This is a genomic window from Geobacillus sp. WSUCF-018B (assembly GCF_002809985.1).
GTDB lineage: Bacteria > Bacillota > Bacilli > Bacillales > Anoxybacillaceae > Geobacillus > Geobacillus thermophilus.
The window spans coordinates 1-25,263 of sequence record NZ_PIJF01000034.1 but is presented as its reverse complement, the minus strand read 5'-3'; the positions used below and the strand labels follow the sequence as shown (position 1 = coordinate 25,263).

Below are 25,263 nucleotides of genomic sequence, written 5' to 3'. Positions count from 1 at the left end.
CTTGTGTGTCAGTTCATCAATCTAGGGAGGAATGGAAGCATGGCTTCACTGAAGCGATTGTTGATCGGAAAGCCGATGGAGACAAAAAGGCTCAAGCATGAAAAATTGCCCAAATGGAAGGCGCTGGCGGTGTTTTCCTCCGATGCCCTGTCATCGGTGGCCTACGCGACAGAAGAAATTTTGCTTGTGCTTGCATTATTAGGGACAAGCGTGTTTTTCTACTCGCTGCCGATCGCTGTGGCGATTTTAGTCTTGCTCTTGTTAGTGACCTTGTCGTATCGGCAAATTATCTACGCGTTCCCGTCTGGAGGAGGGGCGTATGTGGTCGCCCGAGACCATTTGGGGACAAAAATCAGTTTAGTGGCCGGGGCGGCGCTGATGATCGATTATATTTTGACGGTTGCCGTCAGCATCAGCTCTGGCGTCGCGGCGTTGACATCGGCGTTTCCAGGGCTGCTGCCGTGGAAAGTAGAGCTCGCTGTCGCTCTTGTCTTGCTTTTAATGGTGCTCAATTTGCGTGGCATTACGGAGTCCGCGACGGTTTTCGCCTACCCGACGTATGTGTTCATTGGCTTCGTTCTTGTGATGATCGCGGCCGGCGGGTGGCAGTTATGGCAGGAAGGATGGCATGGGTTTACGATGCATGAGCATGCGTCAACCGTTCACATGTTTGCCTCTGGGTACAGCTTGTTTATTTTGTTGCGCGCCTTTTCGTCCGGATGTTCGGCGATGACAGGTGTCGAAGCCATCAGTAACGGCGTGCCGGCGTTCCGGCCGGACAGCTCAAAAAATGCCGCCATTACCATGGGGTGGATGTCCGTGCTGCTAGGTACGATGTTTTTAGGGATCACCGTGTTGGCGGCTGGGTTTGGCGTCACTCCAGCTGAACATCAAACGGTCATTTCGCAAATCGGACGCCATGTGTTTGGGAATGGTCTTTTGTTTTACTTGTTTCAGCTGGCGACGATGGTCATTTTAGTGCTCGCGGCGAATACGAGTTTTGCCGGGTTTCCGCAGTTGACGTCGATTATGGCGAAGGACGGTTTTTTGCCCAGAAGCTTGGCGGCCCGGGGCGATCGCCTTGTGTTTTCCAATGGCATTATATTGTTGAGCGTGCTGGCGATCGCATTGATCATCGCGTTTCATGCCAAAACCCATTCGCTCATCCCGCTTTATGCGGTTGGCGTCTTTCTTTCCTTTACGATCGGCCAGAGTGGGTTGATTAAAAAATTATGGAATCGGGAAGAAGGACGGAAATTCGGCGTGCTGCTCACCGTCGGAACGGGAGCGGTGGTCACCGGGATCGTCACGCTCGTCACGATGATCGCTAAATTTACGCAGGGGGCCTGGATCGTCATCGTGGCGATTCCGTTGTTCGTCTGGATGTTCATCCGAATTCACGAGCATTACAAAAAACTTGGCGAGCAATTGCGGCTTGACGAACGGGAGTGGCAACAGCGCGGGAAACTGTTGAAACCAAAAGTCATTATTCCCATTTCCGGCGTCAGCAAAGTGGTCGCCCAATCCGTTCAGTACGCTCGCAGCATTTCCGACGACATTACGGCACTGTCGATTATTTTCGACGAAAAAGACGAACAAAAGCTGCGGCAAAAGTGGGAGAAGTTTTATCCGGACATTCCGTTGGAAGTCATCTATTCACCGTACCGAACCATTTTGTCGCCATTATTAGAATACATCACGAAAGCGGAAAAAGAAGCAGACCGCGCGCCGGTGACAGTGCTCTTGCCGCAATTTATCGTGAAAAAATGGTGGCATACATTTTTGCATAACCAAACCGCCATCATCTTGCGCTTTTTCTTGATCATGAAAAAAGATGTGGTCATTGCGACGCTGCCGTATCATTTGCGGGAATAATGTCGAGAAAAGGGGAAACATTTCCCCGGAAATCGATGCGTGTCGAATGGCAAGAAAGTCCCCTCTCTGTACGGAATTGCATATCGTACGGCAGGGGGGATTCCTATGTGGTTATGGGTGTCCATGATTTTGCTCGCTTTCAGCGTGAGCATGGACAGTTTGAGCGTAGGCATGACGTATGGAATGAGTGGTGCCCGTTTCTCCTTTGTTTCGTTGGCGCTGATCGCATTCATGTCCGGGGCGGTGGTGTTTGCGTCCATGAACATCGGCCGCCTGTTGGCGCTTTTTTTGCCGTTGCAAGTTGAGCGAGGGCTTGCTTCGGTCATTCTCATGGCGCTTGGCGGTTGGGCGATTTATAACGTCTATAAACCAAAGGGAGACGGGAGCGAGTTTTCGATGGAGCCTGATGAAGCAGGGGGGGCTAACCGTTTCAGCGGCGCTGTTCAAGTATTGAAACGCCCCGAACTTGGCGATCTTGATCGTTCAGGCACGATCAGTCAAAAAGAAGCGTTATTAATCGGCATTGCTCTTTCGATGGATTCCTTTGGCGCCGGGGTCAGTTCGTCGCTTTTGCATTTTCCGCCGCTTTCGTTTGCCTTGCTGGTTGGTATGTTTAATCTTGTGTTCATCAGACTCGGCTTATCGTTGGGGTATATGGTGTCAAAAACAAGAATCATGAAAAGGGCGACCATGCTGCCTGGGGTTGTATTGATCGTCTTGGGGTTGATCAAATTATTTCGGTGACACCATGTTGGCGGCTTGTTCGTAATTCAAGTGTGAATAAGATGAAAAAAGGAGAGAGGTCCGATGTGGAAAAAGTTTTTATCGAGACTCGGCATCGGCGCTGCCAAAGTGGATCTCGTGCTGCATCGCTCGCATGTGCGCCTTGGTGAAACGTTGGAAGGGGAATTTTTGCTGGAAGGTGGTTCGGTCGCCCAACACATTCGGAACCTAGATGTCGTATTGCAATTGGAGGTGCACGCGGAAGGAAAGGCATATCGCAAAACCGCAGCGGTGATCCCGGTCGCTTCCTCGTTTACGATTCAGCCTGGCGAGCGGAAAGTGCTCCCGTTTTCGTACGCACTGCCGCTCCATTTGCCGATCAGCCGCCCCACGGTTCGTTATACGTTCGTCACCCGGCTCGATATTGCCGCTGGGGCGGATGCATATGACCAAGACGCCATTCACATTTTGCCGCCGACGGCCTTGGAGCAAGTGTTTTCCGCTTTGGCCGCCCTGGGATTCCGGGAGAAAGCGACATCCGGAAGCATTACGCCGCATGGCCAGGAATTTGCGTTCTTCCCGACGAGCGAATTTCAAGGGATCGTCCAAGAAGTCGAGTTTTTTGCCCTCGTCGAGGGAGAAGGGGTGCGTTTGTATATGGAGATCGACGTCCGCCACGGCTTTGGCGGGGAACGCGAAATGAAACGGGAGCTGTTGATCACTCATGAACAGCTTCGCGATTCGGCGACGGTAGCCCGTCTGCTTCGAGAAGCCATCGAAGAGGCGGTGCAGGCGGCTGGGGCGTTCGGCCAGCTGAGCGGGCATCCGTTGGCAACGCCACATTCGCCAATCTATAGCCATCCCGTAGGCCATTATCCACCCGTCCATCATTCGCATCATGGCGGACATGGATGGGCCGGAGCCATTGGCGGATTCGCGGCTGGCATGTTGGCGGGAATGGTAGCGGAGGAGTTGCTCGACGATGCCGTTGATGATGTGGCTGACGGTCTGGATGTCGATGACTGGTTTGACGGCGGCGATGGATTTGATGGCGGGGATTGGCTGTAAACAGGATGGAGGAAGGCGTTTCGCCTGAGGCGGGACGCCTTTTTTGCCGATACGGAAGGCCCGTACAATGGTGACCGTTTCCTTTTTATAGGCATATAACAGTAAATGGAAATGAACTGATAAAAAGCTTGGCTTTTCAAAAACGGCAGTGCGTAATTATGCTGCTGCCATTACCGAGGCGGCGACGCCGGTGCTGCGCAAAACGTTTGTCAAACATCTGCTTAAAGCCATTGACACGCACGAAAAAGCGTTCAACTATATGTATGAACGTGGTTACTATCCGGCGTACGACCTCGCCCAGCTTCTTTATCATGATGTCCGCAATGCGCAAAAGGCGTTGTCAATGGGATATGAACGATGATGGAAACGAGCCGCTCCCGCCAACGGAGCGGCTTCTTTCATTGCGGCAGGGAGGTGCAGACGATTGGATCACGAATACATAAAGCATAAAATAAAGCAAGGAAATAGTGAAAAGAATGAAGGAGGCGCCATCGATGCGTTGCTATATCGTTTTCGACATTGGCGGCACGTATGTGAAACATGCCGTCATGAACGAGCGCGGTGATTTTTTGGAAAAGGGGCGCTACCGTTCGGAGCGTCATGACTTTCAACGGTTTCGCGACGACTTGCTTCGCGTCGTCCGCCACGCGCAGGCGAGTTACGAACTTTCTGGCATCGCGATCAGTTCGGCAGGCAGCGTCGACAGCGACATCGGTGTCATTGGCGGAAGCAGCGCCTTGCCGTGCATTCACGGCCCCAACTTTAAAGACGTATTCGGCGGGGCGACGGGTCTGCCGGTGGAGCTGGAAAATGATGCGAACTGTGCGGCGCTCGGCGAATTATGGAAGGGAGCGGGCCGGGGCTGCCGCGACATCGCCTTTGTCATCGTCGGCACCGGCATCGGTGGAGCAATTGTGAAAGACGGACGCATCCATAAAGGCGCGCATTTGCACGGCGGGGAATTTGGCTATATGTTGATGGATGTCCGCTATGAGAACGGAAGGATCGAATGCAAAACATGGAGTGAACTGGCGGCGACGAGTGCGCTGATCCGGATGGCGGCCGAGGAAAAAGGGATGCAAGAAAGTGAACTGGACGGGGAAAAAGTATTTGCGTTGGCAGAGGGCGGCGATGAAGCCGCGCAAAAGGCGATCGATCGATTTTACTTCTCCTTGGCGCAAGGCATTTTTAATTTGCAGTATGCGTACGATCCGGAAAAAATCATTGTCGGCGGGGGCATTAGCAGCCGTTCTGATTTCATCAGTGAAATCAACAAGCGGCTTTCTGCGCTGCTGTCGGTTGTTTCGATCGCGAAAGTCCGCCCCGTTGTGGAGGCGTGCCGCTTCAAAAACGATGCGAACTTGCTCGGCGCTTTGTACCACTACCTAGAACGGCGCGGGGAGCTGGGGGCAGGCCTATTTCCGCCCGCTGACTGATGACTGACGCTCTTCCCGGCATCACACCCATCCAAAAACGTGCGGGTAGTAGAAACGAATGATTTGTAGTACAATAGAGCAGGCACGGCCGAAGCAGGGTGTTATTTCGCCCGCCCGGCCCATATGTATAAAAAGGACGACCCCGCGCAGAAAGGATGGAACGAATGCACTGGATCGAGCTGTTGAAGGCGGTTATTTTAGGGATGGTCGAGGGGCTGACCGAGTTTGCCCCTGTGTCTTCGACCGGGCATATGATCATTGTGGACGATCTTTGGTTGAAATCGACCGAGTTTTTAGGCAAGTACGCGGCGAATACGTTTAAAGTCGTTATCCAGCTCGGCTCGATTTTGGCCGCTGTTGTGGTGTTTAAAGACCGATTTCTCGATTTGCTTGGTTTCCGCGGCCGCCATCCGGGCGGACATCCGCGGCTGACGCTTCTTCACGTCATCGTCGGCCTGCTTCCAGCCGGGGTGCTCGGCGTCTTGTTTGAAGACTACATCGACGAACATTTGTTTTCTACGAAAACGGTGCTCATCGGTCTTGTGCTCGGCGCGCTGCTCATGATCGCCGCCGACAAATTCGCGAAAAGAGCTGCGCGGGCGCAGACGGTCGACGAAATTACGTACAAACAGGCGTTTCTCGTCGGATTGGTGCAATGCTTATCGTTATGGCCCGGTTTTTCCCGCTCCGGTTCGACGATTGCCGGCGGGGTGCTCGTCGGCATGAGCCATCGCGCCGCCGCCGATTTCACGTTCATTATGGCTGTTCCGATCATGGCCGGGGCGAGCGGGCTGTCGCTGTTGAAAAACTGGCAATACGTCACGGCTGCCGACATCCCGTTTTTCATCGCCGGTTTTTTGAGCGCCTTCGTCTTTGCCTTGCTGGCGATCCGTTTCCTCCTGCAGCTCATCAACCGCATCCGCCTCGTGCCGTTTGCGGTATATCGGATCGTGCTAGCCGTTGTTATTTCTTTGTTATACTTTTAGTCGCGCCGCTTGGCGGAGGTGTTCCGCCGGGCGGTTGTTTGTTATCTTCTTTTACTCTGTTGGCTGGCATGCATTCCGCTTAGGGGAACAAAAGATGATGAATTGTAGAAGACCAAGGATTTAAAGGGAAATGTTGTGCTTCAACAAGGTTTTTCAAATAGAAAAGTCTTGAAACATCATCATTTGCTTTTGGGCGAGCTCCCCAAACCGCATGAATTCGTTGTTTTTCGCCAGTCCGTCTTCTAAAAAATGTTAAGAAAAGTAAAAAAATAGTTGTTGCTTATCTGTACTATGGATTATAATACGGATAAGCCGTTTAGTCGAGTTGCTTATTTCCATGCCTATGCAAAACAAGGCGATGCCGAAAAAACGGCCGTGGTTAGCCGCGTCAGGCATCGCCTGCTTTCACCGGCGGGCGGTGTCTTGAATGATGGAAAGCAATGTTTGCAGCGGATCGCTTCCGCCGGCTTTCTCCATGTTTTTCCGGTAGCGCTCTTTGTTTTCATATAGGCGGCGAATGGCGGCATAGAACGATTCGTTTGTCAAGTCTTCTTCCATCAGCACTTCCGCATAGCCCGCGTTTTTAAACGAGCGGGCGTTGAGAATTTGGTCGCCGCGGCTTGCCGCTTTCGAGAGCGGGATGAGCAGCATCGGCTTGCGCAAGGCGAGCAGTTCGAAAATGGCGTTTGCGCCCGCGCGAGAGACGACGATGTCGGCCAAAGCCAACAAGTGTGGCAGCTCTTCGTTGACGTATTCGAACTGTTTGTATCCTTTTTGGTCTGCGAGGCTTGGGTCGATGTTTCCTTTGCCGCAAATGTGGATGATGTCAAATTCGGCAAGCAGCGTTGATAAGTTGGCGCGCAAGGCGTCGTTGATTCTTTTCGAGCCTAAGCTGCCGCCCATCGCCAGCAGCACCGGTTTTTTGCCGTCGAACTGGCACATCCTCCGCCCTTGGGCAACGCTGCCGTGCTTCAGTTCCTCGCGGACGACGGCGCCGATGTAGACCGCTTTATCGGCGCTGACGTGTTGCTTCGTTTCCGGAAAGGTGAGGCAAATTTTCGTCGCAAAGGGCATGGCGATTTTGTTTGCAAGACCGGGCGTCAAGTCGGATTCATGAATCACCGACGGTACACCGTTCAGCCAGGCGCCAAGAATGACGGGAACGGAGACGAATCCGCCTTTGGAGAACACGACGTCCGGCCTTTCTTTTTGGATAAGGCGGTACGCCTGCCAAACGCCTTTTAGCACGTTGAACGGATCTTTAAAGTTTTTCCAGTCAAAATAGCGTCGCAGTTTTCCGGTCGAAACCGAATAGTACGGTACGCCGTCGATGCGGCCGATGATCTCCCGTTCAATTCCCTCGTGAGAGCCGATGTAGATGATGTCCCAGCCTTGTGCTTTTAGTTTCGGAATCAAGGCGACGTTGACCATCACATGGCCAGCCGTGCCGCCGCCGGTTAAGACGATTTTCTTTCGCAATGCAGATCACCTGTCTTTTTGCAAGATGAATAACGTACAATGCGGCCGTCCCGTTCCGGCCGTCCGGCGGAACGGATATGCCGATGAATTGCTCTTTGCGGCTAGAGTTTCATACCGATTATGTATTATAGCAGATGCAACGTCATTTATGGAGGAAACCGATCGGCTGGACGTTTCGTATAGAAAAAGGGAACGCTTGGGCGTCACATGAAAATTTCATTGTTTTCCTTTTGATTTTTCATCGAAATTATATATTATTATTATAAATTTAGTAGTCTGTTCGCACGTTGTGATTTTTTAAAGGAAAAAATATTGCGAGGTGAGGACGATGTTGGCATGGCTTTTCGGTTGTCTGATCGCTGGAATCATCGTTTACGGGGTTGTGCCGACGATCGTCATTCGCAAAAAGCGGGTACTGTTGTTTCGGGAAGGAACAGCGCCCGATTGCCTTGCTTTGACGTTTGATGACGGTCCTGACCCGTATTATACGCCAAAGTTGCTTGATTTATTAAAGAAATATGGCGTGAAGGCGACGTTTTTCGTCGTCGGCCGCAAAGCGGAACGTTATCCGGACATTGTGCGGCGCATGGTGGAGGAAGGCCATGAAGTCGGCATTCACAACTATCGCCATATAAGCAACTGGCTTGTGCCGCCGTTTTGGCTCGATTGGGGGGTGCGCCGCGCCGCTGCGGCGATTGAGCGGGCGACGGGCCAACGACCGATTTATTACCGCCCTCCGTGGGGGCATTTTAACGCATGGGCACCGATCGTACAAAAACGGTATACGACCGTGTTATGGACGCATATTGTTGGCGACTGGAACGCCAAACTGGGGGCAATGGAGTTGTTCCGCCGGTTAAAAGGAGCGTTGCGCGGCGGAGCTGTGATTGTTCTTCATGACAACGGCGATGCGTTGGGGGCCGACCGGCATGCGCCGGAGCAAATGTTGTCAGCGCTTGAGCTGCTGCTGAAAGATGAAGCAGCGAGAAAGATGCGCTGGGTGACGATTACAGAAATGAGAAACGCGCAAACTAACAAACGAATCTCGTCGATGTGATGGGGGAGCCATGGAAACAGGTGTATGGTTGCCGTACGTTCAGTCGTACGGATATGTGACGCTGTTTTTGTTTTTATTTTGCGGCATTGTCGGCATCCCAGCGCCGGAGGAAAGTTTGCTTTTTTTCGTCGGTTTGATTGTCGCCAAGGAGCAGCTGCTGCTTTGGCCGTCGCTCGCGTCATGCTGGGGAGGAGCGATGGCCGGCATGGTGGCGGCGTATGGCGCCGGACGATGGTGGGGGGCGCCGTTTATGAAAAAGTACGGCAAATACGTGGGAATTACGGACGAGCGGTGGGGGAGGGCTCAGCTTTGGTTCCGCCGTTATGGGAAATGGGGCATTTTGTTCAGCTGTTATGCGCCAGGCGTCCGGCAAATCTGCCCGTATATGGCGGGGGTAAGCCGGTTTCCGTTTCGGCCGTTTTTGCTGCTTGCAGCGCTTGGAACGGCTGGATGGGTCGCCCCGCTGATGTTCGTTGGGCTGCTGCTCGGCCGGCATGTCCATATTCCCCTCGTTTCTTTCCCGCTTGTCGGATTGGCGTTGTTTTTGCTGTTTTTGCTTGCGGCGTGGATCGGACAGCGGAGGCGCAAAAAATCTTTCGAAAGCTAAAGGGTGCGATCGATGATGAAAGTGTTGTTCTTGCCGTTGTTTCAAATGAACACGGGACACCATAAAGTCGCGGATACGTTGATCGATTTTTTGCGGCGCCAGTTTCCGGCGGTCGAAAGCAAAAAAATCGATTTTTTGAGCTATTGCAATGAACTGATGGAAAAAATGGTGTCAGAAGCGTATTTGCGCTGGATTCGTTCACATCCCGCTTCCTATCATCGCGTGTACAAAACGTTTATGTATCAAGAGCCGCCGCGGTTCGAGTTTGTTTCATTTGAGCCATGGCTGCCATATTTCGAAAGCAAAATGAAAAAAATGCTCGAGCAGGAACGGCCGGATTTGATCGTTTGCACCCACTCGTTTCCGTCGCGCATTTTGCAGCAGCTTAAGCGGAAACAGGCGTTGTTTGTTCCTGTGGTGAACGTCTATACCGATTTTTTCATGAACAGCGTCTGGGGGAAACGGTTTATCGATTATCACTTCGTCCCCCATCCAGAGGCGAAATGGGAGCTGGTCACAAAATACGAGATTGACGAAGGGCGCATCGTGGTCACAGGCATTCCGGTTCATGATGCGTTTCGGAACACGACGGAAACGCGGCGAAAGAGGCGGCCGGCCCATATACTTGTCGCCGGCGGAAGCCAAGGGCTTGGCAATATGATGGCCTTTTTGCGGGCGGCCCGGGCATCGACGCTGTTTCGCTATTCCGTGCTATGCGGCGCCAACCGCCAGTTATACGACGAAATTTCCAGCTGGAATCTCCCGCACATCCGTCCGCTCCCGTACATTGCCGACCCGGAAGAAATGAACCGGCTGTATGATGAGGTGGACGCGGTGGTGACAAAGCCGGGTGGAGTGACGGTGAGCGAGCTGCTTCATAAACGCATTCCGATGTTTACGATCGATTGTCTGCCGGGTCAGGAGCGCATCAATTTGCAATATTTGCAGCGGAACGGCTTGATTTACCATTTAGCTGAACCAGACCGCGGCGAGCGGGCCATGTTGCGCCTGCTCAATGATGATGTTGAGAAAAACCGGTTTTTCCGCCGTGTGTCCGACTATTTCGCCGGGGTGGAGAAAACGGGGCAGGAAGCGCTCGCCGAAATGGTGGCGGCGATGCCGAGGCGTCGCGCCCAGCGTGTGCTTCACCCGTAGCGTGGGCCATCTAACGGACGTTAGATGGCATTTTTTTGTGCTAGGCGGATGCACCAAGGGTGGCGAAACAAGTTGCATCGTACATATAAAATATCAGACCGTTGGGCGCGAAACGTGTTACAATAGGAACGATGGCCAAGGAAAGAGGAGGAACGATGATGAAAACGAAAGTTGGCGTGTTATACGGCGGCAAATCACCGGAGCACCAAGTATCGTTGTCGACGGCGATGGCGGTGATGAACGCCATTGATCCTCATAAATTCGATGTCATTCCGATTTATATTACACCGGAAGGTCAATGGATCAAGGGCGAACAGTTGACCGGACCGATCGAGGAAATCAAGCAGCTGCAATTCACTTCGGCGGCGACCGCCTTGATTCCGGTTTCCTTGAACCAAGTTCCGGCTGCCGATTCGGCTGCGGGAGGAAACGAGGAAACGATCGATGTCATTTTCCCGCTTTTGCATGGGCCGAACGGCGAAGACGGAACGGTGCAAGGGTTGCTTGAGATATTGAACATTCCGTATGTCGGCAACGGGGTGCTTGCTTCCGCGGTCGGCATGGATAAGGTGATGATGAAAAACTTGTTTGCGCAGGCCGGGTTGCGCCAAGCAAAATATATCGCCGTGACGAAGTACGATTGGCAAAAAAGAGGCGAGACGGTGTATGACCGGATCGAACGAGAGCTTGGCTACCCGTGCTTTGTCAAGCCAGCCAACGCCGGTTCGAGCGTCGGCATTTCGAAATGCAAGCAGCGCGGCGATTTAAAAGCCGCATTTATCGAGGCATTTCAGTATGACCGAAAAATTATTATTGAAGAGGCGATTGTCGGCCGCGAAATTGAAATCGGCGTGATCGGAAATGATGAGCCGATTTGTTCGGTCGTTGGCGAAATTGTTCCCAAAAAGGAATTTTACGACTATGAAGCGAAATACGAAGACGGGCAAACCGAATTGATCATCCCAGCGGACGTAACGAAAGAACAGTATGAGACGATCAAACAAATGGCCATTACGGCGTTTCAGGCGCTGGATTTGTCTGGACTTGCGCGCGTCGATTTTTTCCTCGCCGAAGATGGCGCTGTTTATATCAACGAAGTGAACACGATGCCAGGCTTTACGCCATACAGCATGTTTCCGCTTCTTTGGCAGCACAGCGGCGTGCCGTATCCGGAACTGATCGAGCGCCTCATTGCGCTGGCGTTGGAACGGCATCAAGAAAAGCAGACGATCACGTACACATTTGAAAAATAAAGAGGGTGAAAGCGGATGATGAAACGGACGGTCCGGCAAATTGCCGAGATGTCAGGCGGTCGGTGCGTGAAGCCGGAATGGGAGACGATTGCCGTCAGCGGTGTATCGACAGACACGAGAACAATCCAAGCCGGCAACTTGTACGTTCCGTTGCGCGGTGCGACCTTTAACGGCCACGATTTCGTGCAAGAAGCGGTGCAAAAAGGAGCCGCCGCCGTACTGTGGGCGGAAAGGGAAGGAACGCCGCCAGAAGGCGTTCCGGCGATTATCGTTGACGATACCCTTTCGGCGCTGCAGCGGCTCGCCGCCCGCTACCGCGAGCAGCTTGGAATGAAGGTGATCGGCGTCACTGGCAGCAACGGCAAAACGACGACGAAAGATATGATTGCCGCGCTGCTTTCAACCCACTATCGAGTGCAAAAGACCGAAGGGAACTTGAACAATCACATCGGCGTGCCGCTGACGCTTCTTTCGCTTGACGAAGGGACGGAGATGGCCGTTGTCGAAATGGGGATGAGCGGGTTTGGCGAAATCGAGCGGCTGACGATGATCGCCCGTCCGGACGCAGCGGTCATCACGAATATCGGAGAAGCACACTTGCAGGAGCTCGGGTCGCGGGAAGGCATCGCCAAGGCGAAGTTGGAAATTTTGGCGGGTTTGCACCATGATGGTTTATTCGTCTACCACGGCGATGAGCCGCTCTTGACGGAGCGCGTGCCGAAGTTGCCGCTTCCCCGCCATGTCGTGACGTTCGGGGCGGGCGAACAGAACGATTACTATCCGACCGATGTGCGCATTGAAGCGGGAGGAACATCGTTTGTCATCAATGCGCTCCCCGGCCGGACGCTGTTTATGCCGGTATTAGGCAAGCATCATGTGTACAACGCGCTCGCCGCCATTGCGGTCGCCCGCTTTTTCGGCATCGATTGGGAAGGCATTGATGCGTCTCTCTCCCGCCTGCAAGTGACGCGCATGCGTACGGAAGTCGTCAAGACGAAATATGGCTTTACCGTCATTAATGACGCCTACAATGCTAGCCCGACATCGATGCGCGCCGCCTTGACGCTGCTTGGGGAATTAGGCGGCTACCGGCAAAAAATCGCCGTATTGGGCGATATGTTGGAGCTTGGTGACGAAGAAGTGGCGTTTCATCGAGAGATCGGAGAGGTGTTGCGGCCGGGAATGGTGGACTATGTGTTCACTTACGGGCCGCTGGCGCACCATATCGCCGCGGCGGCCGCCCCATTTTTTGATGATGGACGGGTGAGGGAGTTCGACGATAAAGCAGCGTTGGCCGAGGCCGTGCGTTCCGTCGCGACTTCGGATGACATTGTTTTATTGAAAGCATCGCGCGGCATGAAATTGGAAGAGTTGCTTCGATATTGGGTGTAACATCAAGCAACCCGAGAGAAACTAAAAGCGGCGTCACAGGCGCCGCTTTTCACTCAAGCCGGGGGTGGAAATGATGATCGGCTGTTTATGTATTCACGGGTTTACGGGAAGTCCAGAAGAAGTGGCGCCGCTGGCCGATTATTTGCGAGAGCGGACCGATTGGATGATCGAAACGCCGACCTTGCCGGGCCACGGAAGCGAACTGCGGTTGAAAGGAATTACATACGACCAATGGATCGCAGCGGCGGAACAAGCGTTTTTAGCGCTCCATCACCGTTGCAGTGTGGTGTATGTCATTGGGTTTTCAATGGGTGGAGTGATCGCCGTCTACTTGGCGGAAAAATACCCGGTCGCCAAACTCGTGCTGCTAAGCGCTGCGTTTTACTATGTCAACCCGCGCCAATTATGGCGCGACATCCGCGAGATGTTTGCCAATGGATGGAAAGGAGCGCGGGAGCACCCACTGTTTCTCCGCTATCGAAACAAAATGATGGCGACGCCGTTTTCGGCCGTCAGGGAATTTCGCAAACTCGTCCGCCATGTGCGTCCCCACCTTCCGCGCGTCGCGGCACCCGCGCTCATTGTGCAAGGAGAAAAAGATGGGATCGTGCCGTTAAAAAGCGCCTGCTATTTATATGAACGCATGGGGTCTTCAGAAAAAAAGCTGTTGCTTTTGCCCAATTCGTTCCATCATGTTTGTCATAGCATCGATCGGCACGTTCTGTTTGCTGAGGTGGAAACATTTTTGCGCGCTGCCCATGCCCATCATTGCAAATCACCGCATAACATGGTATGATAACTGTCAAACCTTTCTCACGAATCAGGGACGATTTTGAATTTAAGGAGTTTGGATAACATTGACGACATTCCAAGAATTAGGATTAAGCCAAGAAGTGATGAAAGCGATCGAGCGGATGGGGTTTGAAGAAACGACCCCGATTCAGGCAAAAACGATTCCGCTCAGCCTGCAAAACAGAGATGTCATTGGCCAAGCGCAAACCGGAACCGGGAAAACGGCGGCGTTTGGTATTCCGATTGTGGAAAAAGTGGACGTAAAAAACGGCGCCGTTCAAGCGCTCGTTGTCGCGCCGACGCGGGAGCTCGCCATCCAAGTATCAGAAGAGCTGTACAAAATCGGCGCCGTCAAGCGCGTGCGCGTCTTGCCGATTTACGGCGGTCAAGATATCGACCGGCAAATCCGCGCTTTGAAAAAACATCCGCACGTGATCGTCGGGACGCCGGGCCGTATTATCGACCATATCAACCGCGGGACGCTCCGCCTTGAGCATGTGCATACGGTCGTTCTCGATGAGGCGGATGAAATGCTCAACATGGGGTTTATCGAGGACATTGAAGCGATTTTAAGCCATGTGCCGACCGATCGGCAGACGCTCCTGTTTTCCGCAACGATGCCGGACCCGATCCGCCGCATCGCCGAGCGCTTCATGAACGAGCCGGAACTTGTCAAAGTGAAGGCAAAGGAAATGACCGTGCCGAACATTCAACAGTACTACTTAGAAGTGCACGAGAAAAAGAAATTTGACATTTTGACGCGGCTTCTTGATATTCAGGCGCCGGAGCTTGCGATCGTGTTCGGCCGCACGAAGCGGCGCGTTGATGAGCTTGCCGAGGCGCTCAACTTGCGCGGTTATGCGGCGGAAGGCATCCACGGCGATTTAAGCCAGGCGAAGCGCCTGTCGGTGTTGCGCAAGTTTAAAGAAGGATCGATCGAAATTTTAGTCGCAACCGACGTTGCCGCGCGCGGATTGGATATTTCCGGCGTGACGCACGTATATAACTTCGACATCCCGCAGGATCCGGAAAGCTACGTCCATCGGATCGGGCGGACAGGTCGCGCCGGGAAAATGGGTGTGGCGATGACGTTTGTCACGCCAAGGGAGATCGGCCAACTTCACCATATTGAGCGGACGACGAAGCGGAAAATGGAGCGGATGAAGCCGCCGACGCTCGATGAGGCGCTGGAAGGCCAACAGCGCATTGCCATTGAGAAGCTTCTCAATGTGGCGGAAACGGAAAACTTGTCGTTTTACAAGCGGGCCGCCGAGGAGCTGCTGGAAGAGCATGATTCGGTGACGCTTGTCGCCGCCTGCTTGAAAATGTTGACGCGCGAGCCGGATACTACGCCGGTAAAATTGACCGAAGAGCCGCCATTAGCGGTCAAGCGGGAGAAAAAACAGGGCGGCCGCCCGGGCGGCTCCGCGCGCGGACGGACGAAAAAACGGCGGATTACGGCGCATTAAGCGCCGTTTTTTCATGGCCGGACGACATGAAACGACGGCGGTCCGGGGCGGACGGTCAAAAACGGAGCGAGCAGCCCGCCGGTGACAAAGCCGAACAGATGGGCGATGAGGTTGCCGTCCGGCTCCATCAAGCCGAGCAACAGGTTGATGGCCATAGCGGCCAACAGCAACTGGGCGTGCCGGGGGGCGATGAGGTCGCGGCGAAAAAGGGCGAGATAGCTGTACATGCCAAATAAGGAGAAAATGGCGCCCGACGCCCCAACATGGCTGTACATCGGCGGAAGAAGCAAGGCGGTGGCAAGGTTGGCGCCGACGCCTCCCCCGATATAAAGAAGCAAAAACTTCCTTTTCCCAAGCGCTTGCTCGAGCCACGAGCCGAACAACCATAAGGAGAGGCTGTTTGCGGCTAAATGGTCGAAATCGAGGTGCAATAAAAGCGGGCTGACAAGCCGCCAATACTCCCCATGGCGGATGGCGCCGTTCGTTCCGACGATGCTCTGCCAGACTGGCTCAAGCGCCGGAAGAGGAAGCGTGAACAACCCCCATAAGCCAACATGGACGAGCAACAGGATGAATACGGCGGGGCAAAGGCGAGGCAGCGGCCGACCGTCCCCGGTACGGTGAAACATGAACGAGCCTCCTTTCTTGGCAGGAAACCAAACATAGGTATTGCTATAAGCCATCTTATGCGCGACGGCCGGAAAAAATTTGTCCGCGGCCGGCAAACCGATAGCAGGGGGGAACGCGATGATCATCGGCATCGGCATTGACATTGTGGAATTGGAGCGCATTCGGTCCATCCTTGCCCGCAGCCGCAAACTCCCGGAGCGGATTTTAACGCCGCGGGAGAAGGCGCAGTTTGATGAGTTGCCGCCTGCCCGGCAGGTGGAATTTCTCGCCGGACGGTTTGCGGCGAAGGAAGCGTACGCCAAGGCGCTCGGGACAGGAATTGGACGGCATTTGTCATTTCAGGATATTGAAATCGCCACAGACGCCTATGGAAAACCGCGCATTGCCGCTCACCGCGAACGTGAAGTCGTTCATCTTTCCATTTCCCATAGCCGCGATTATGCGGTCGCCCAAGTCGTCATCGAGCGATTGGAACCGTTCAAGCCATCCGATCCTTGTCATAGCTAGTCTGCATATTCCCGGGTGTTGTCTCATATATTGTAGTGCATGGACAGAAACCGATATATGAGGCAAAGGGGTTGAAGCGATGGGCAGAAATGTGCTTATGGCATTGGTCGGCATCATCTTTCTATTTGTGTTAGCTGGCTGCGGGTCCAAATCGCAGGAGGAAGTGCTCAAGGCGCTGAATGAAAAGATGGATGAGCTGACAGGTTACCAAGCGGAAGCGAAAATGACGTTCCACACCGGCGCCGAGCCGCAAGTATACCATGTGGAAGTGTGGCATAAGCAGCCGTCGTACTACCGCGTCAGCTTGAAAAACGCCGACAAAGGGCAAAGCCAAATGATTTTGCGCAATGATGAGGGGGTATTCGTCTTTACACCCGCCCTCAACAAAAGCTTCAAGTTTGTCAGCGATTGGCCGAAAAACAGCAGCCAAGCGTATTTGTACGAATCGCTCGTCAAAGACATTTTGAGCGATCCAAAGACAAAGTTTAAGGCAACGAAAAATCATTACGTGTTCGAGACAAAAACGAACTACCCGAACAGTGAGGTCGTCCCAACACAGGAGATTACACTGCGCAAAAAAGATTTGGCGCCGGTCTCGGTCAAAGTGATGGATACCGACCGGAAAGCATTGTTGACGGTCGAATTCTCCAATGTTGAATTTAACAAAAAGTTTGATGACGATGCGTTCGACACGTCCAAAAACATGACCGGGGCGCGTCTTGAGGTGCCAACGATGGCCGAAGGAAAAGAACAAGTGATGGAAGTCATGTACCCCGATTTGAGCCGGCTGCCTGAAGGAGTGAAAATGCTCGAGGAAAAAGAGGTCAAAAGTGAGAGTGGCAAACGAGTGATTATGACGTTTGGCGGCAAAAAATCATTTACGCTCGTTCAAGAAAAAGCGGAAGTGCTTCCGGCAACGAGCATGCCCGTCTTGGTGAACGGCGATCCTGTCGATTTAGGCTTCACCGTCGGCGCTCTCACCGATCGAACGCTGACATGGTCGTACAACGGGGTGGAGTTTACGCTCGCCTCGGACGATTTGACTCTACAAGAAATGATAATGGTGGCCAGCACAGTGCAGGAAAAAGCGGCAAAATAACGATGCCATCCGAAAAAAGGCGTGTCTCCCCGCTTCCGAAAGCAGGGGAGCCGCCTTTTTTCTATTGCCCGATTGGAGTTGCGGCACCGGTGCAGCCAACCGCAGCGCCCGTCCAACGTTTTTCGCTGTCTTCGCACGCTTTCCCCTATTCCTTCTTCCGCAATGGCATGGTAAACTAAAAAAGGACAAAAATGATTTCGAGCGCTTTCAAGTTTGCGCAACAGGAAAGGCAGCGAGAAACCATGAACGACTTTCATCGCGATACGTGGGCGGAAGTGGATTTGGACGCCATTTACGACAATGTGGCGAATTTGCGCCGTTTGCTGCCGGACGACACGCACATTATGGCAGTCGTGAAGGCGAACGCCTATGGACATGGGGATGTGCAGGTGGCAAGGACAGCGCTCGAAGCGGGGGCCTCCCGCCTGGCGGTTGCCTTTTTGGATGAGGCGCTCGCTTTAAGGGAAAAAGGAATCGAAGCGCCGATTCTAGTTCTCGGGGCTTCCCGTCCAGCTGATGCGGCGCTGGCCGCCCAGCAGCGCATTGCCCTGACCGTGTTCCGCTCCGACTGGTTGGAAGAAGCGTCCGCCCTTTACAGCGGCCCTATTCCTATTCATTTCCATTTGAAAATGGACACCGGCATGGGACGGCTTGGAGTGAAAGACGAGGAGGAGACGAAACGAATCGCAGCGCTGATTGAGCGCCATCCGCATTTTGTGCTTGAAGGGGTGTACACGCATTTTGCGACTGCGGATGAGGTGAACACCGATTATTTTTCCTATCAGTATACCCGTTTTTTGCACATGCTCGAATGGCTGCCGTCGCGCCCGCCGCTCGTCCATTGCGCCAACAGCGCAGTGTCGCTCCGTTTCCCTGACCGGACGTTCAATATGGTCCGCTTCGGCATTGCCATGTATGGGCTTGCCCCGTCGCCCGACATCAAGCCGCTGCTGCCGTATCCATTAAAAGAAGCATTTTCGCTCCATAGCCGCCTCGTGCATGTAAAAAAGCTGCAGCCGGGTGAAAAGGTGAGTTACGGGGCGACGTACACCGCGCAGACGGAAGAATGGATCGGGACGATTCCGATCGGCTATGCGGACGGTTGGCTCCGCCGCCTGCAGCACTTTCATGTCCTCGTTGACGGACAAAAGGCGCCGATTGTCGGCCGCATTTGCATGGACCAGTGCATGATCCGCCTGCCTGGGCCGCTGCCGGTCGGCACGAAGGTGACACTGATTGGTCGCCAGGGGGACGAGGTGATTTCCATTGATGATGTCGCTCGCCATTTGGAAACGATCAACTACGAAGTGCCTTGCACGATCAGTTATCGAGTGCCCCGTATTTTTTTCCGCCATAAGCGTATAATGGAAGTGAGAAACGCCATTGGCCGCGGGGAAAGCAGTGCATAATCTGCTTCAAAAGACAAAGGATAGAAAATGGAGAAATGACTTTGCAGCGCCGTTGTTTAATGGTATCATGAAGTGGAAGCAATGAATGGCTGCAGTTCGTGGAGGTGTATATTTGTGTCGGAATCTGGCGCAACAACGGAAATCATCGTTCGTTTGCCGCAGTCGCTGCTGACGGAGCTCGACGTCCTCGTCAAACAGGAGAACGGCAATCGCAATGAACTTATTTACCAGGCGACGAAAATGTATATCCGGGAGCGGAAAAAGCGGCAAATTCGCGAAGCGATGAGACGTGGCTACATGGAAATGGCGAAAATCAATTTATCTATTGCTTCTGAAGCGTTTCATGCTGAATACGAGGCCGACCACACCGTTGAACGCTTAGTTAGCGGGGGGTAATGCTTTGATTGTCAAACGTGGCGACGTGTATTTTGCGGACCTTTCCCCGGTTGTTGGCTCAGAGCAGGGCGGCGTCCGCCCCGTGTTGGTGATCCAAAACGATATCGGCAATCGCTTCAGTCCAACGGTTATTGTAGCGGCGATCACGGCGCAAATCCAAAAGGCAAAGCTGCCGACGCATGTCGAGATCGATGCGAAGCGTTACGGGTTTGAGCGGGACTCGGTCATTTTGCTTGAACAAATCCGTACGATTGATAAGCAGCGGCTGACTGACAAAATCACCCACCTGGATGATGAGATGATGGACAAAGTCGATGAAGCGCTGCAAATCAGCCTAGGACTGATCGACTTTTGAAGCAAGCGCAAGGAAATCTTTCCGCTTCAGCGTGAGGGACGCCAAAACAGCAAGTGTTGCTGTGGGAAGATCAATCGATGCGCGTGGAAGCAGCATGGGTGCGCAACGCCTCATGGCAGCGATGTCGGCTCACCGGCCAAACGGGCAGATCGGCTCATGGAACGGTCTGTCCCCTCTATTGGCATTTATGTGTATTCTTTCACAAAGAGGCTACGAATAAGTAGCTCTTTTTTTGTCATCCCCGGTCCGGAACTCTCTCCCTGCCCCAAGCTCGGTGCAACCGGCGGGGAATGATGGCTTCCTCTTGCTTCGAATGGACAAAAGATCAGCGGGCGCGCCCGGATTGCGGTGCGGTTGCGGCTGGGACATCGTGCCGCCCGGAATATGTTGCGTGAAGAAACGTCGTTTGCCGTCTTCGGAAGGCGGCCGAAGTGTGGAATACGCAGAGACGGTCTAGCGGGCAGCTGTTTGCAAACATTGCTCATTTTCAGGAGTGAGTGTAGATGGGAGAACGTTCAAGGCTGTGCATAAGGAGGGAACGGGTTGGCGATTGAACAGCGTTTGATTCAAACGATCGCTGATGAACAACGGCTGGCAGCCAAACAAGTTGAAAACGTCATCACCCTGCATCAGGAAGGAAATACGATTCCATTTATCGCCCGCTACCGGAAAGAGATGACGGGGGCGCTCGATGAAGTGCAAATTCGTGCGGTGCTTGAGCGCTGGGAGTATTTGCAGCATTTAGAGCAGCGGAAAGAAGAGGTCATTCGGCTGATCGATGAGCAAGGGAAATTGACCGAAGAGCTGAAAAACGCGATTATCAGCGCCACGAAACTGCAGCAAGTCGAAGATTTGTACCGCCCGTACCGGCAAAAGCGGCGCACGAAGGCGACGATTGCGAAAGAAAAAGGGCTTGAGCCGCTTGCCGATTGGCTTCTTTCCTGCCCTGCCGCCCCAGCTCCGGAAGAGCAGGCCCGGGCGTTCATTGATACAGAAAAAGGGGTCGCAACGGCAGACGAGGCGCTGCAAGGGGCGAAGGACATCATCGCCGAGCGGGTGGCCGACGATGCCGCTCTTCGTCAATGGGCGCGGGAACAGACGTGGCGGAAAGGGATGATCGTGTCCACCGCGAAGGCGTCGGAGAAGGACGAAAAAAACGTATACGAGATGTATTACGACTACGAAGAACCGGTGGCGAAAATCGTCCCCCATCGCGTCTTGGCGCTAAACCGCGGCGAAAAAGAGGAGGTGCTGCGCGTCTCGGTCCAAGCGCCTGCCGAAGAAATCATCCGCTATTTGCAGCGGCAAACGATCGTCAACGAGGCGTCCCCGGCCGCTCCCATCGTGGCCGAAGCGGTGGAAGACGGATACAAACGGCTGATGGAGCCCGCCATTGAGCGCGACATCCGCAATGAGCTGACAGAAAAGGCGGAAGAGCGGGCGATCCATATTTTTGCCGAGAATTTACGCAAACTGCTTCTTCAGCCGCCATTGAAAGGAAAAACGGTGCTCGGCATCGACCCAGCCTATCGGACTGGGTGCAAGCTCGCCGTTGTTGATGAAACAGGGAAGCTGCTTCATATCGATGTCATTTACCCACACCCGCCGCAAGAGAAAAAGGATGAAGCGAGGACAAAGATTCTTCGTTTACTTGACGACTATCATGTGGATATGATCGCCATCGGCAACGGAACAGCCTCTCGGGAAACTGAACAGTTTGTCGCCGACACGCTGAAGCATGTGCAACGCGATATCTTTTATTTGATTGTCAATGAAGCAGGAGCGAGCGTCTACTCGGCTTCCGACCTTGCGCGCGCCGAGTTTCCCGACTTGCAAGTTGAAGAGCGGAGCGCGGTCTCAATCGCCCGCCGCGTCCAAGACCCGCTCGCCGAACTGGTGAAGATTGACCCGAAATCGGTTGGCGTCGGCCAATACCAGCACGATGTGTCGCAAAAAAAGCTGGCGGAGTCGCTCCGTTTCGTCGTGGAGACGGTCGTCAATCAAGTCGGCGTCAACGTCAACACGGCGTCCGTTTCGTTGCTCCAATACGTCTCGGGACTGACGAAAACCGTCTCCGAAAACATTGTCAAACGCCGCGAAGAGCAAGGGAAATTCCGCAGCCGCGAGGAGCTGAAAACGATCCCGCGTCTTGGGGCGAAAACGTATGAGCAATGCATCGGGTTTTTGCGCATTGTCGACGGCGACGAACCGCTTGACCGCACGCCGATTCACCCAGAGCGGTACGCGGAAGTGAAGCAGTTGTTGCAAAAGTTAGGATTTACAACCGCCGCCATTGGCAGCAATGAGCTTCGCCAAGCGCTGCAAGCCATCGATGTGAAAGCAGCGGCATCCGAATTCGGCATCGGGGAACTGACGCTCCGCGACATCATTGACGCGTTGTGCCGTCCGGAGCGCGACCCGCGCGACGAGCTGCCCAAGCCGATATTGCGAAAAGACGTTTTGAAAATGGAAGACTTAAAGCCAGGCATGGAGCTCGAAGGAACGGTGCGCAACGTCGTCGACTTCGGCGCCTTTGTCGACATCGGCGTCAAACAGGACGGGCTCGTGCACATTTCCAAGCTAAGCAAACAATACGTCCGCCATCCGCTTGATGTCGTCTCCGTCGGCGACGTCGTCAAAGTGTGGGTGGAAAGGGTTGATGCAGCGAAAGGAAGAATTTCATTATCGATGCTTCCGCCGGAATAAGCTGGAGAGGCTGTCCCGTACTGCCCAATGAACAGCAGGGACAGCCTCAAACACATGTTACGAACAGTGCTTTCTCCGATAAAAAAACCAGCATTGGTTTAACAACTTGATTTGATCCCGGTTTTTCTCATAATAGGCTCGTCTCATTTGATTTTTTAGCCATGTAGGCACATCGTCCACCCCCTGATGCGGAAAGGTAGTATATAATGTATGTAGCTGCGCATTGTCCTGTGCTGAAAACATAAAAAGGGGGGCGCCTGTCATGGATCAAAAACGCTTGCAAGCGCTCGTTGAACAAATTTCCATGAGCACATTTGGCAAGCCGTTCCGCCATACCGCTTTCTTCAACCCTCGTTTGCGCACTACCGGCGGGCGCTACATGTTGCAGACGCATAACATTGAGCTCAATCAAAAACATTACGAGCAGTTCGGCGAGGAAGAATTGATCGCCATTATCAAACATGAGCTTTGCCATTACCACTTGCACCTTGAGGGAAAAGGCTACCGCCATCGCGACCGCGACTTCCGCGAACTGCTGCAAAAAGTGGGGGCGCCTCGCTATTGTCGTCCAATCGGCCAAAAAACAGACAGGTCGAAAACGATCTATACATACATTTGCACATCTTGCGGCCTGACGTACACTCGAAAAAAGCGCATGAACACCGCCCGCTACGTCTGCGGGAACTGCCGCGGGCGGCTTAAACTAGCGAACCAACGCCGTTGAACGCTTCCTTGCTTATGCCGAACCCTATTAGGAACATCCGCCGTGTCTTTCCCGAAGGAAACGAAGCTTTTTATGGAGCTCTTGTATCACGGCCCGGATATGCGAACGTCCTCTTCGAAAAGAGAGCAGTATCACATTTTGCAAAAAAAGTGGTTGACAATTAAATTGGCCATATGCTAAATTATAAAAGCCGTCGCCAAACGGCGATGAAACAAACAGCAAAAAACATGTTGACAAAGAGTCAACAGCTCAATATAATAAACAATGTCGATTGTGAAAGTGTAAGAAATCTGAGCCGTTCCACAATAGTTCAGCGACGAGCATTAGCATCATCGAATTCACTACGAGTTGTCTCGACGCATCTTGCCTCCTTGAATTATCTGGCAGGGGAAGAGGCAACGAGCACATCGTAAAGTATAGCATAATTTCTTCATCATTCCGCAATAGCTCAGCGGTAGAGCAACCGGCTGTTAACCGGTAGGTCGTAGGTTCGAATCCTACTTGCGGAGCCAGTGTTTGGAGAAGTACCCAAGTGGCTGAAGGGGACGGTTTGCTAAACCGTTAGGTCGTGACTTAACGGCGCGCGGGTTCAAATCCCGCCTTCTCCGCCACTTTCAATAGTCGCATGGCCCGTTGGTCAAGTGGTTAAGACACCGCCCTTTCACGGCGGTAACACGGGTTCGAATCCCGTACGGGTCACTTACAGCGCGGGGGTTTCCCGCGGATTGCGGTCCCGTAGTGTAGTGGTTAACATGCCTGCCTGTCACGCAGGAGATCGCGGGTTCGAGTCCCGTCGGGACCGCCATTACACCAATCGCTGGGCCATAGCCAAGCGGTAAGGCAACGGACTTTGACTCCGTGATGCGCTGGTTCGAATCCAGCTGGCCCAGCCATTTTATGTGTTAAATACGAGCTATTAGCTCAGCAACGAGCGCTGCATCTTTGAGTTGACAGCGAGTTGCCTCGACGCACCTAGCTTCCTCGAATAAGCTGGGAGAGGAAGAGGCAGGTAGGGATAGGTAGTACCTAGAGTGTCATCTTAACCATGAGCCATTAGCTCAGTAGGTAGAGCAACGAGCGCTGCATCTTCGAGTTCGCTTCGAGTTGTCCCGACGCATCGCGCATCTTCGAATACGCTAGCAGAGGAAGGGACATCACTATCCTAGGGTGTTATCCAACTCATGAGCCATTAGCTCAGTAGGTAGAGCAACGAGCGTTACATCATCGAGTTGGCTTCGAGTTGCCTTGTCTCGGAGTGTTATTGAACCCATGAGCCATTAGCTCAGTAGGTAGAGCATCTGACTTTTAATCAGAGGGTCGGAGGTTCGAGTCCTCCATGGCTCACCATATTAGCGGGTGTGGCGGAATTGGCAGACGCACCAGACTTAGGATCTGGCGCCTCACGGCGTGGGGGTTCAAGTCCCTCCACCCGCACTGATTAGTCCATATGCGGTCGTGGCGGAATGGCAGACGCGCTAGGTTGAGGGCCTAGTGGGGGCGACCCCGTGGAGGTTCAAGTCCTCTCGACCGCATTCCACTAAACCCAAACATTATGTTGACAAAAGAATGAGTAGTTGTTATAATAAAATTTGTCGCTAAAAATGCGCTCGTAGCTCAATTGGATAGAGCATCTGACTACGGATCAGAAGGTTAGGGGTTCGAATCCTCTCGAGCGCGCCATGATCGGGAAGTAGCTCAGCTTGGTAGAGCACATGGTTTGGGACCATGGGGTCGCAGGTTCAAATCCTGTCTTCCCGATTTGAATATCTTCATCATCAATTGCTATACAGGTGTAGTTTAGTGGTAAAACCTCAGCCACGAGCACTGCCTCATCGAATCCACTTCGAGTTGCCCCGACGCATCCAGCGTCTTTGAATGTGCTTGCAGAGGAAGGGGCACGGAAGAGCGTGGCGGATGTTGGTTCGAAATTATATGCGGGTGTAGTTTAGTGGTAAAACCTCAGCCTTCCAAGCTGATGTCGTGGGTTCGATTCCCATCACCCGCTCCACGAAGAAGCAAGAAGAGAAAAATGCAGGAAGTTACCTTGTTCCTTGAAAACTGAACGAAACGAAGCGCGACGAAAAGCGGAGGTCCGCGGGTCGCCGCGACGGGCAAATGTTCTTCGCCTGCAAGGGTGCTTGCACC

22 protein-coding genes, 11 tRNA genes and 1 pseudogene are annotated in these 25,263 nt (G+C 53.3%); 31 read left to right on the top strand and 3 right to left on the bottom strand.

All coding sequences use genetic code 11. The annotated features are described in order from the left end of the window. Positions 1–39 precede the first annotated feature (39 nt). The 6 genes and pseudogenes from CV944_RS11100 to CV944_RS11075 all read left to right on the top strand — a co-directional run bounded on the left by CV944_RS11100 (position 40) and on the right by CV944_RS11075 (position 6,088). A complete protein-coding gene (locus CV944_RS11100) occupies positions 40–1,875 on the top strand; it encodes an APC family permease (protein WP_100664190.1) in 1,836 nt (611 codons plus the stop codon). A 105-nt stretch (positions 1,876–1,980) separates the two neighbouring features. Next, on the top strand, positions 1,981–2,619 hold the full coding sequence (ytaF, locus tag CV944_RS11095; RefSeq protein ID WP_100664189.1) for a sporulation membrane protein YtaF: 639 nt from the start codon (positions 1,981–1,983) through the stop codon (positions 2,617–2,619). Between the two features lie 63 nt (positions 2,620–2,682). Further along, positions 2,683–3,666, top strand: a complete 984-nt coding sequence (locus CV944_RS11090; protein ID WP_100664188.1) for a sporulation protein — start codon at positions 2,683–2,685, stop codon at positions 3,664–3,666. A gap of 127 nt (positions 3,667–3,793) precedes the next feature. Beyond that, a pseudogene (locus CV944_RS11085) lies at positions 3,794–4,027 on the top strand (spore coat protein); the annotation flags it as partial. Between the two features lie 133 nt (positions 4,028–4,160). Then, positions 4,161–5,102, top strand: coding sequence for an ROK family protein (locus CV944_RS11080; protein WP_100664187.1), 942 nt, complete (start codon positions 4,161–4,163; stop codon positions 5,100–5,102). Positions 5,103–5,266: 164 nt separating this feature from the next. Continuing rightward, positions 5,267–6,088, top strand: a complete 822-nt coding sequence (locus tag CV944_RS11075) for an undecaprenyl-diphosphate phosphatase (RefSeq protein WP_033010289.1) — start codon at positions 5,267–5,269, stop codon at positions 6,086–6,088. A gap of 405 nt (positions 6,089–6,493) precedes the next feature. On the opposite strand, the gene CV944_RS11070 is transcribed toward CV944_RS11075, so the two are convergent. Further along, entirely contained in the window at positions 6,494–7,567 is a 1,074-nt protein-coding gene (locus CV944_RS11070; protein WP_033016518.1) for an undecaprenyldiphospho-muramoylpentapeptide beta-N-acetylglucosaminyltransferase, read from the bottom strand. A gap of 328 nt (positions 7,568–7,895) precedes the next feature. Here CV944_RS11070 and CV944_RS11065 point away from each other — a divergent pair, with 328 nt between their 5' ends. From CV944_RS11065 to cshA, 7 genes are all read left to right on the top strand, one after another. After that, on the top strand, positions 7,896–8,624 hold the full coding sequence (locus CV944_RS11065) for a polysaccharide deacetylase family protein (protein WP_100664186.1): 729 nt from the start codon (positions 7,896–7,898) through the stop codon (positions 8,622–8,624). Between the two features lie 10 nt (positions 8,625–8,634). Next, on the top strand, positions 8,635–9,231 hold the full coding sequence (locus tag CV944_RS11060) for a DedA family protein (protein ID WP_100664185.1): 597 nt from the start codon (positions 8,635–8,637) through the stop codon (positions 9,229–9,231). Between the two features lie 12 nt (positions 9,232–9,243). Next, on the top strand, positions 9,244–10,386 hold the full coding sequence (locus CV944_RS11055; protein WP_100664184.1) for an MGDG synthase family glycosyltransferase: 1,143 nt from the start codon (positions 9,244–9,246) through the stop codon (positions 10,384–10,386). A gap of 158 nt (positions 10,387–10,544) precedes the next feature. After that, positions 10,545–11,639 (top strand): D-alanine--D-alanine ligase, encoded by a 1,095-nt coding sequence (locus tag CV944_RS11050; protein ID WP_100664183.1) that lies wholly within the window; start codon positions 10,545–10,547, stop codon positions 11,637–11,639. 15 nt (positions 11,640–11,654) lie between these two features. Beyond that, positions 11,655–13,031 (top strand): UDP-N-acetylmuramoyl-tripeptide--D-alanyl-D-alanine ligase, encoded by a 1,377-nt coding sequence (locus tag CV944_RS11045; RefSeq protein ID WP_100659166.1) that lies wholly within the window; start codon positions 11,655–11,657, stop codon positions 13,029–13,031. 73 nt (positions 13,032–13,104) lie between these two features. Further along, positions 13,105–13,827, top strand: coding sequence for an alpha/beta hydrolase (locus CV944_RS11040; RefSeq protein WP_100664182.1), 723 nt, complete (start codon positions 13,105–13,107; stop codon positions 13,825–13,827). A gap of 61 nt (positions 13,828–13,888) precedes the next feature. Beyond that, complete coding sequence (gene cshA / locus CV944_RS11035) at positions 13,889–15,292, top strand: degradosome RNA helicase CshA (protein ID WP_100664181.1); 1,404 nt, start codon at positions 13,889–13,891, stop codon at positions 15,290–15,292. Positions 15,293–15,303: 11 nt separating this feature from the next. On the opposite strand, the gene CV944_RS11030 is transcribed toward cshA, so the two are convergent. Continuing rightward, the gene (locus tag CV944_RS11030) at positions 15,304–15,921 is read right to left on the bottom strand and encodes a rhomboid family intramembrane serine protease (protein ID WP_033010298.1); all 618 of its coding nucleotides are present in this window, start codon (positions 15,919–15,921) and stop codon (positions 15,304–15,306) included. Between the two features lie 118 nt (positions 15,922–16,039). Between CV944_RS11030 and acpS the strand changes: the two genes are divergently transcribed. The 6 genes from acpS to CV944_RS11000 all read left to right on the top strand — a co-directional run bounded on the left by acpS (position 16,040) and on the right by CV944_RS11000 (position 22,394). After that, entirely contained in the window at positions 16,040–16,429 is a 390-nt protein-coding gene (gene acpS, locus CV944_RS11025; RefSeq protein WP_100659168.1) for a holo-ACP synthase, read from the top strand. 79 nt (positions 16,430–16,508) lie between these two features. Beyond that, positions 16,509–17,528 carry a LolA family protein gene (locus CV944_RS11020; RefSeq protein WP_100659169.1) on the top strand — a complete coding sequence of 340 codons (1,020 nt, stop codon included), beginning with the start codon at positions 16,509–16,511 and terminating at the stop codon, positions 17,526–17,528. A gap of 242 nt (positions 17,529–17,770) precedes the next feature. Further along, positions 17,771–18,937 carry an alanine racemase gene (gene alr, locus CV944_RS11015; RefSeq protein WP_063329445.1) on the top strand — a complete coding sequence of 389 codons (1,167 nt, stop codon included), beginning with the start codon at positions 17,771–17,773 and terminating at the stop codon, positions 18,935–18,937. Between the two features lie 114 nt (positions 18,938–19,051). Next, on the top strand, positions 19,052–19,333 hold the full coding sequence (locus CV944_RS11010) for a CopG family ribbon-helix-helix protein (RefSeq protein WP_033010302.1): 282 nt from the start codon (positions 19,052–19,054) through the stop codon (positions 19,331–19,333). A gap of 4 nt (positions 19,334–19,337) precedes the next feature. Beyond that, positions 19,338–19,688 (top strand): type II toxin-antitoxin system endoribonuclease NdoA, encoded by a 351-nt coding sequence (ndoA, locus tag CV944_RS11005; RefSeq protein WP_003253417.1) that lies wholly within the window; start codon positions 19,338–19,340, stop codon positions 19,686–19,688. Between the two features lie 543 nt (positions 19,689–20,231). Further along, positions 20,232–22,394 (top strand): Tex family protein, encoded by a 2,163-nt coding sequence (locus tag CV944_RS11000; RefSeq protein WP_100664180.1) that lies wholly within the window; start codon positions 20,232–20,234, stop codon positions 22,392–22,394. Between the two features lie 57 nt (positions 22,395–22,451). Here CV944_RS11000 and cmpA read toward each other — a convergent pair whose 3' ends face one another. Next, entirely contained in the window at positions 22,452–22,565 is a 114-nt protein-coding gene (gene cmpA, locus CV944_RS10995) for a cortex morphogenetic protein CmpA (protein WP_089135018.1), read from the bottom strand. A 91-nt stretch (positions 22,566–22,656) separates the two neighbouring features. Between cmpA and CV944_RS10990 the strand changes: the two genes are divergently transcribed. From CV944_RS10990 to CV944_RS10935, 12 genes are all read left to right on the top strand, one after another. Further along, complete coding sequence (locus CV944_RS10990) at positions 22,657–23,118, top strand: SprT family protein (RefSeq protein WP_033010304.1); 462 nt, start codon at positions 22,657–22,659, stop codon at positions 23,116–23,118. 437 nt (positions 23,119–23,555) lie between these two features. Further along, positions 23,556–23,630, top strand: a tRNA-Asn gene (locus tag CV944_RS10985). A 6-nt stretch (positions 23,631–23,636) separates the two neighbouring features. After that, positions 23,637–23,729: transfer RNA gene (locus tag CV944_RS10980), tRNA-Ser, on the top strand. Positions 23,730–23,745: 16 nt separating this feature from the next. Continuing rightward, a tRNA-Glu gene (locus tag CV944_RS10975) sits at positions 23,746–23,817 on the top strand. 30 nt (positions 23,818–23,847) lie between these two features. Further along, positions 23,848–23,923, top strand: a tRNA-Asp gene (locus CV944_RS10970). A gap of 13 nt (positions 23,924–23,936) precedes the next feature. After that, a tRNA-Gln gene (locus CV944_RS10965) sits at positions 23,937–24,011 on the top strand. Positions 24,012–24,389: 378 nt separating this feature from the next. Beyond that, positions 24,390–24,465, top strand: a tRNA-Lys gene (locus tag CV944_RS10960). Between the two features lie 5 nt (positions 24,466–24,470). Next, positions 24,471–24,552, top strand: a tRNA-Leu gene (locus CV944_RS10955). Between the two features lie 15 nt (positions 24,553–24,567). Beyond that, positions 24,568–24,650: transfer RNA gene (locus CV944_RS10950), tRNA-Leu, on the top strand. Between the two features lie 71 nt (positions 24,651–24,721). Continuing rightward, positions 24,722–24,798 (top strand) — tRNA-Arg (locus CV944_RS10945). 4 nt (positions 24,799–24,802) lie between these two features. After that, positions 24,803–24,876 (top strand) — tRNA-Pro (locus tag CV944_RS10940). 176 nt (positions 24,877–25,052) lie between these two features. Next, positions 25,053–25,126 (top strand) — tRNA-Gly (locus tag CV944_RS10935). The last annotated feature ends 137 nt before the right edge of the window (positions 25,127–25,263 follow it).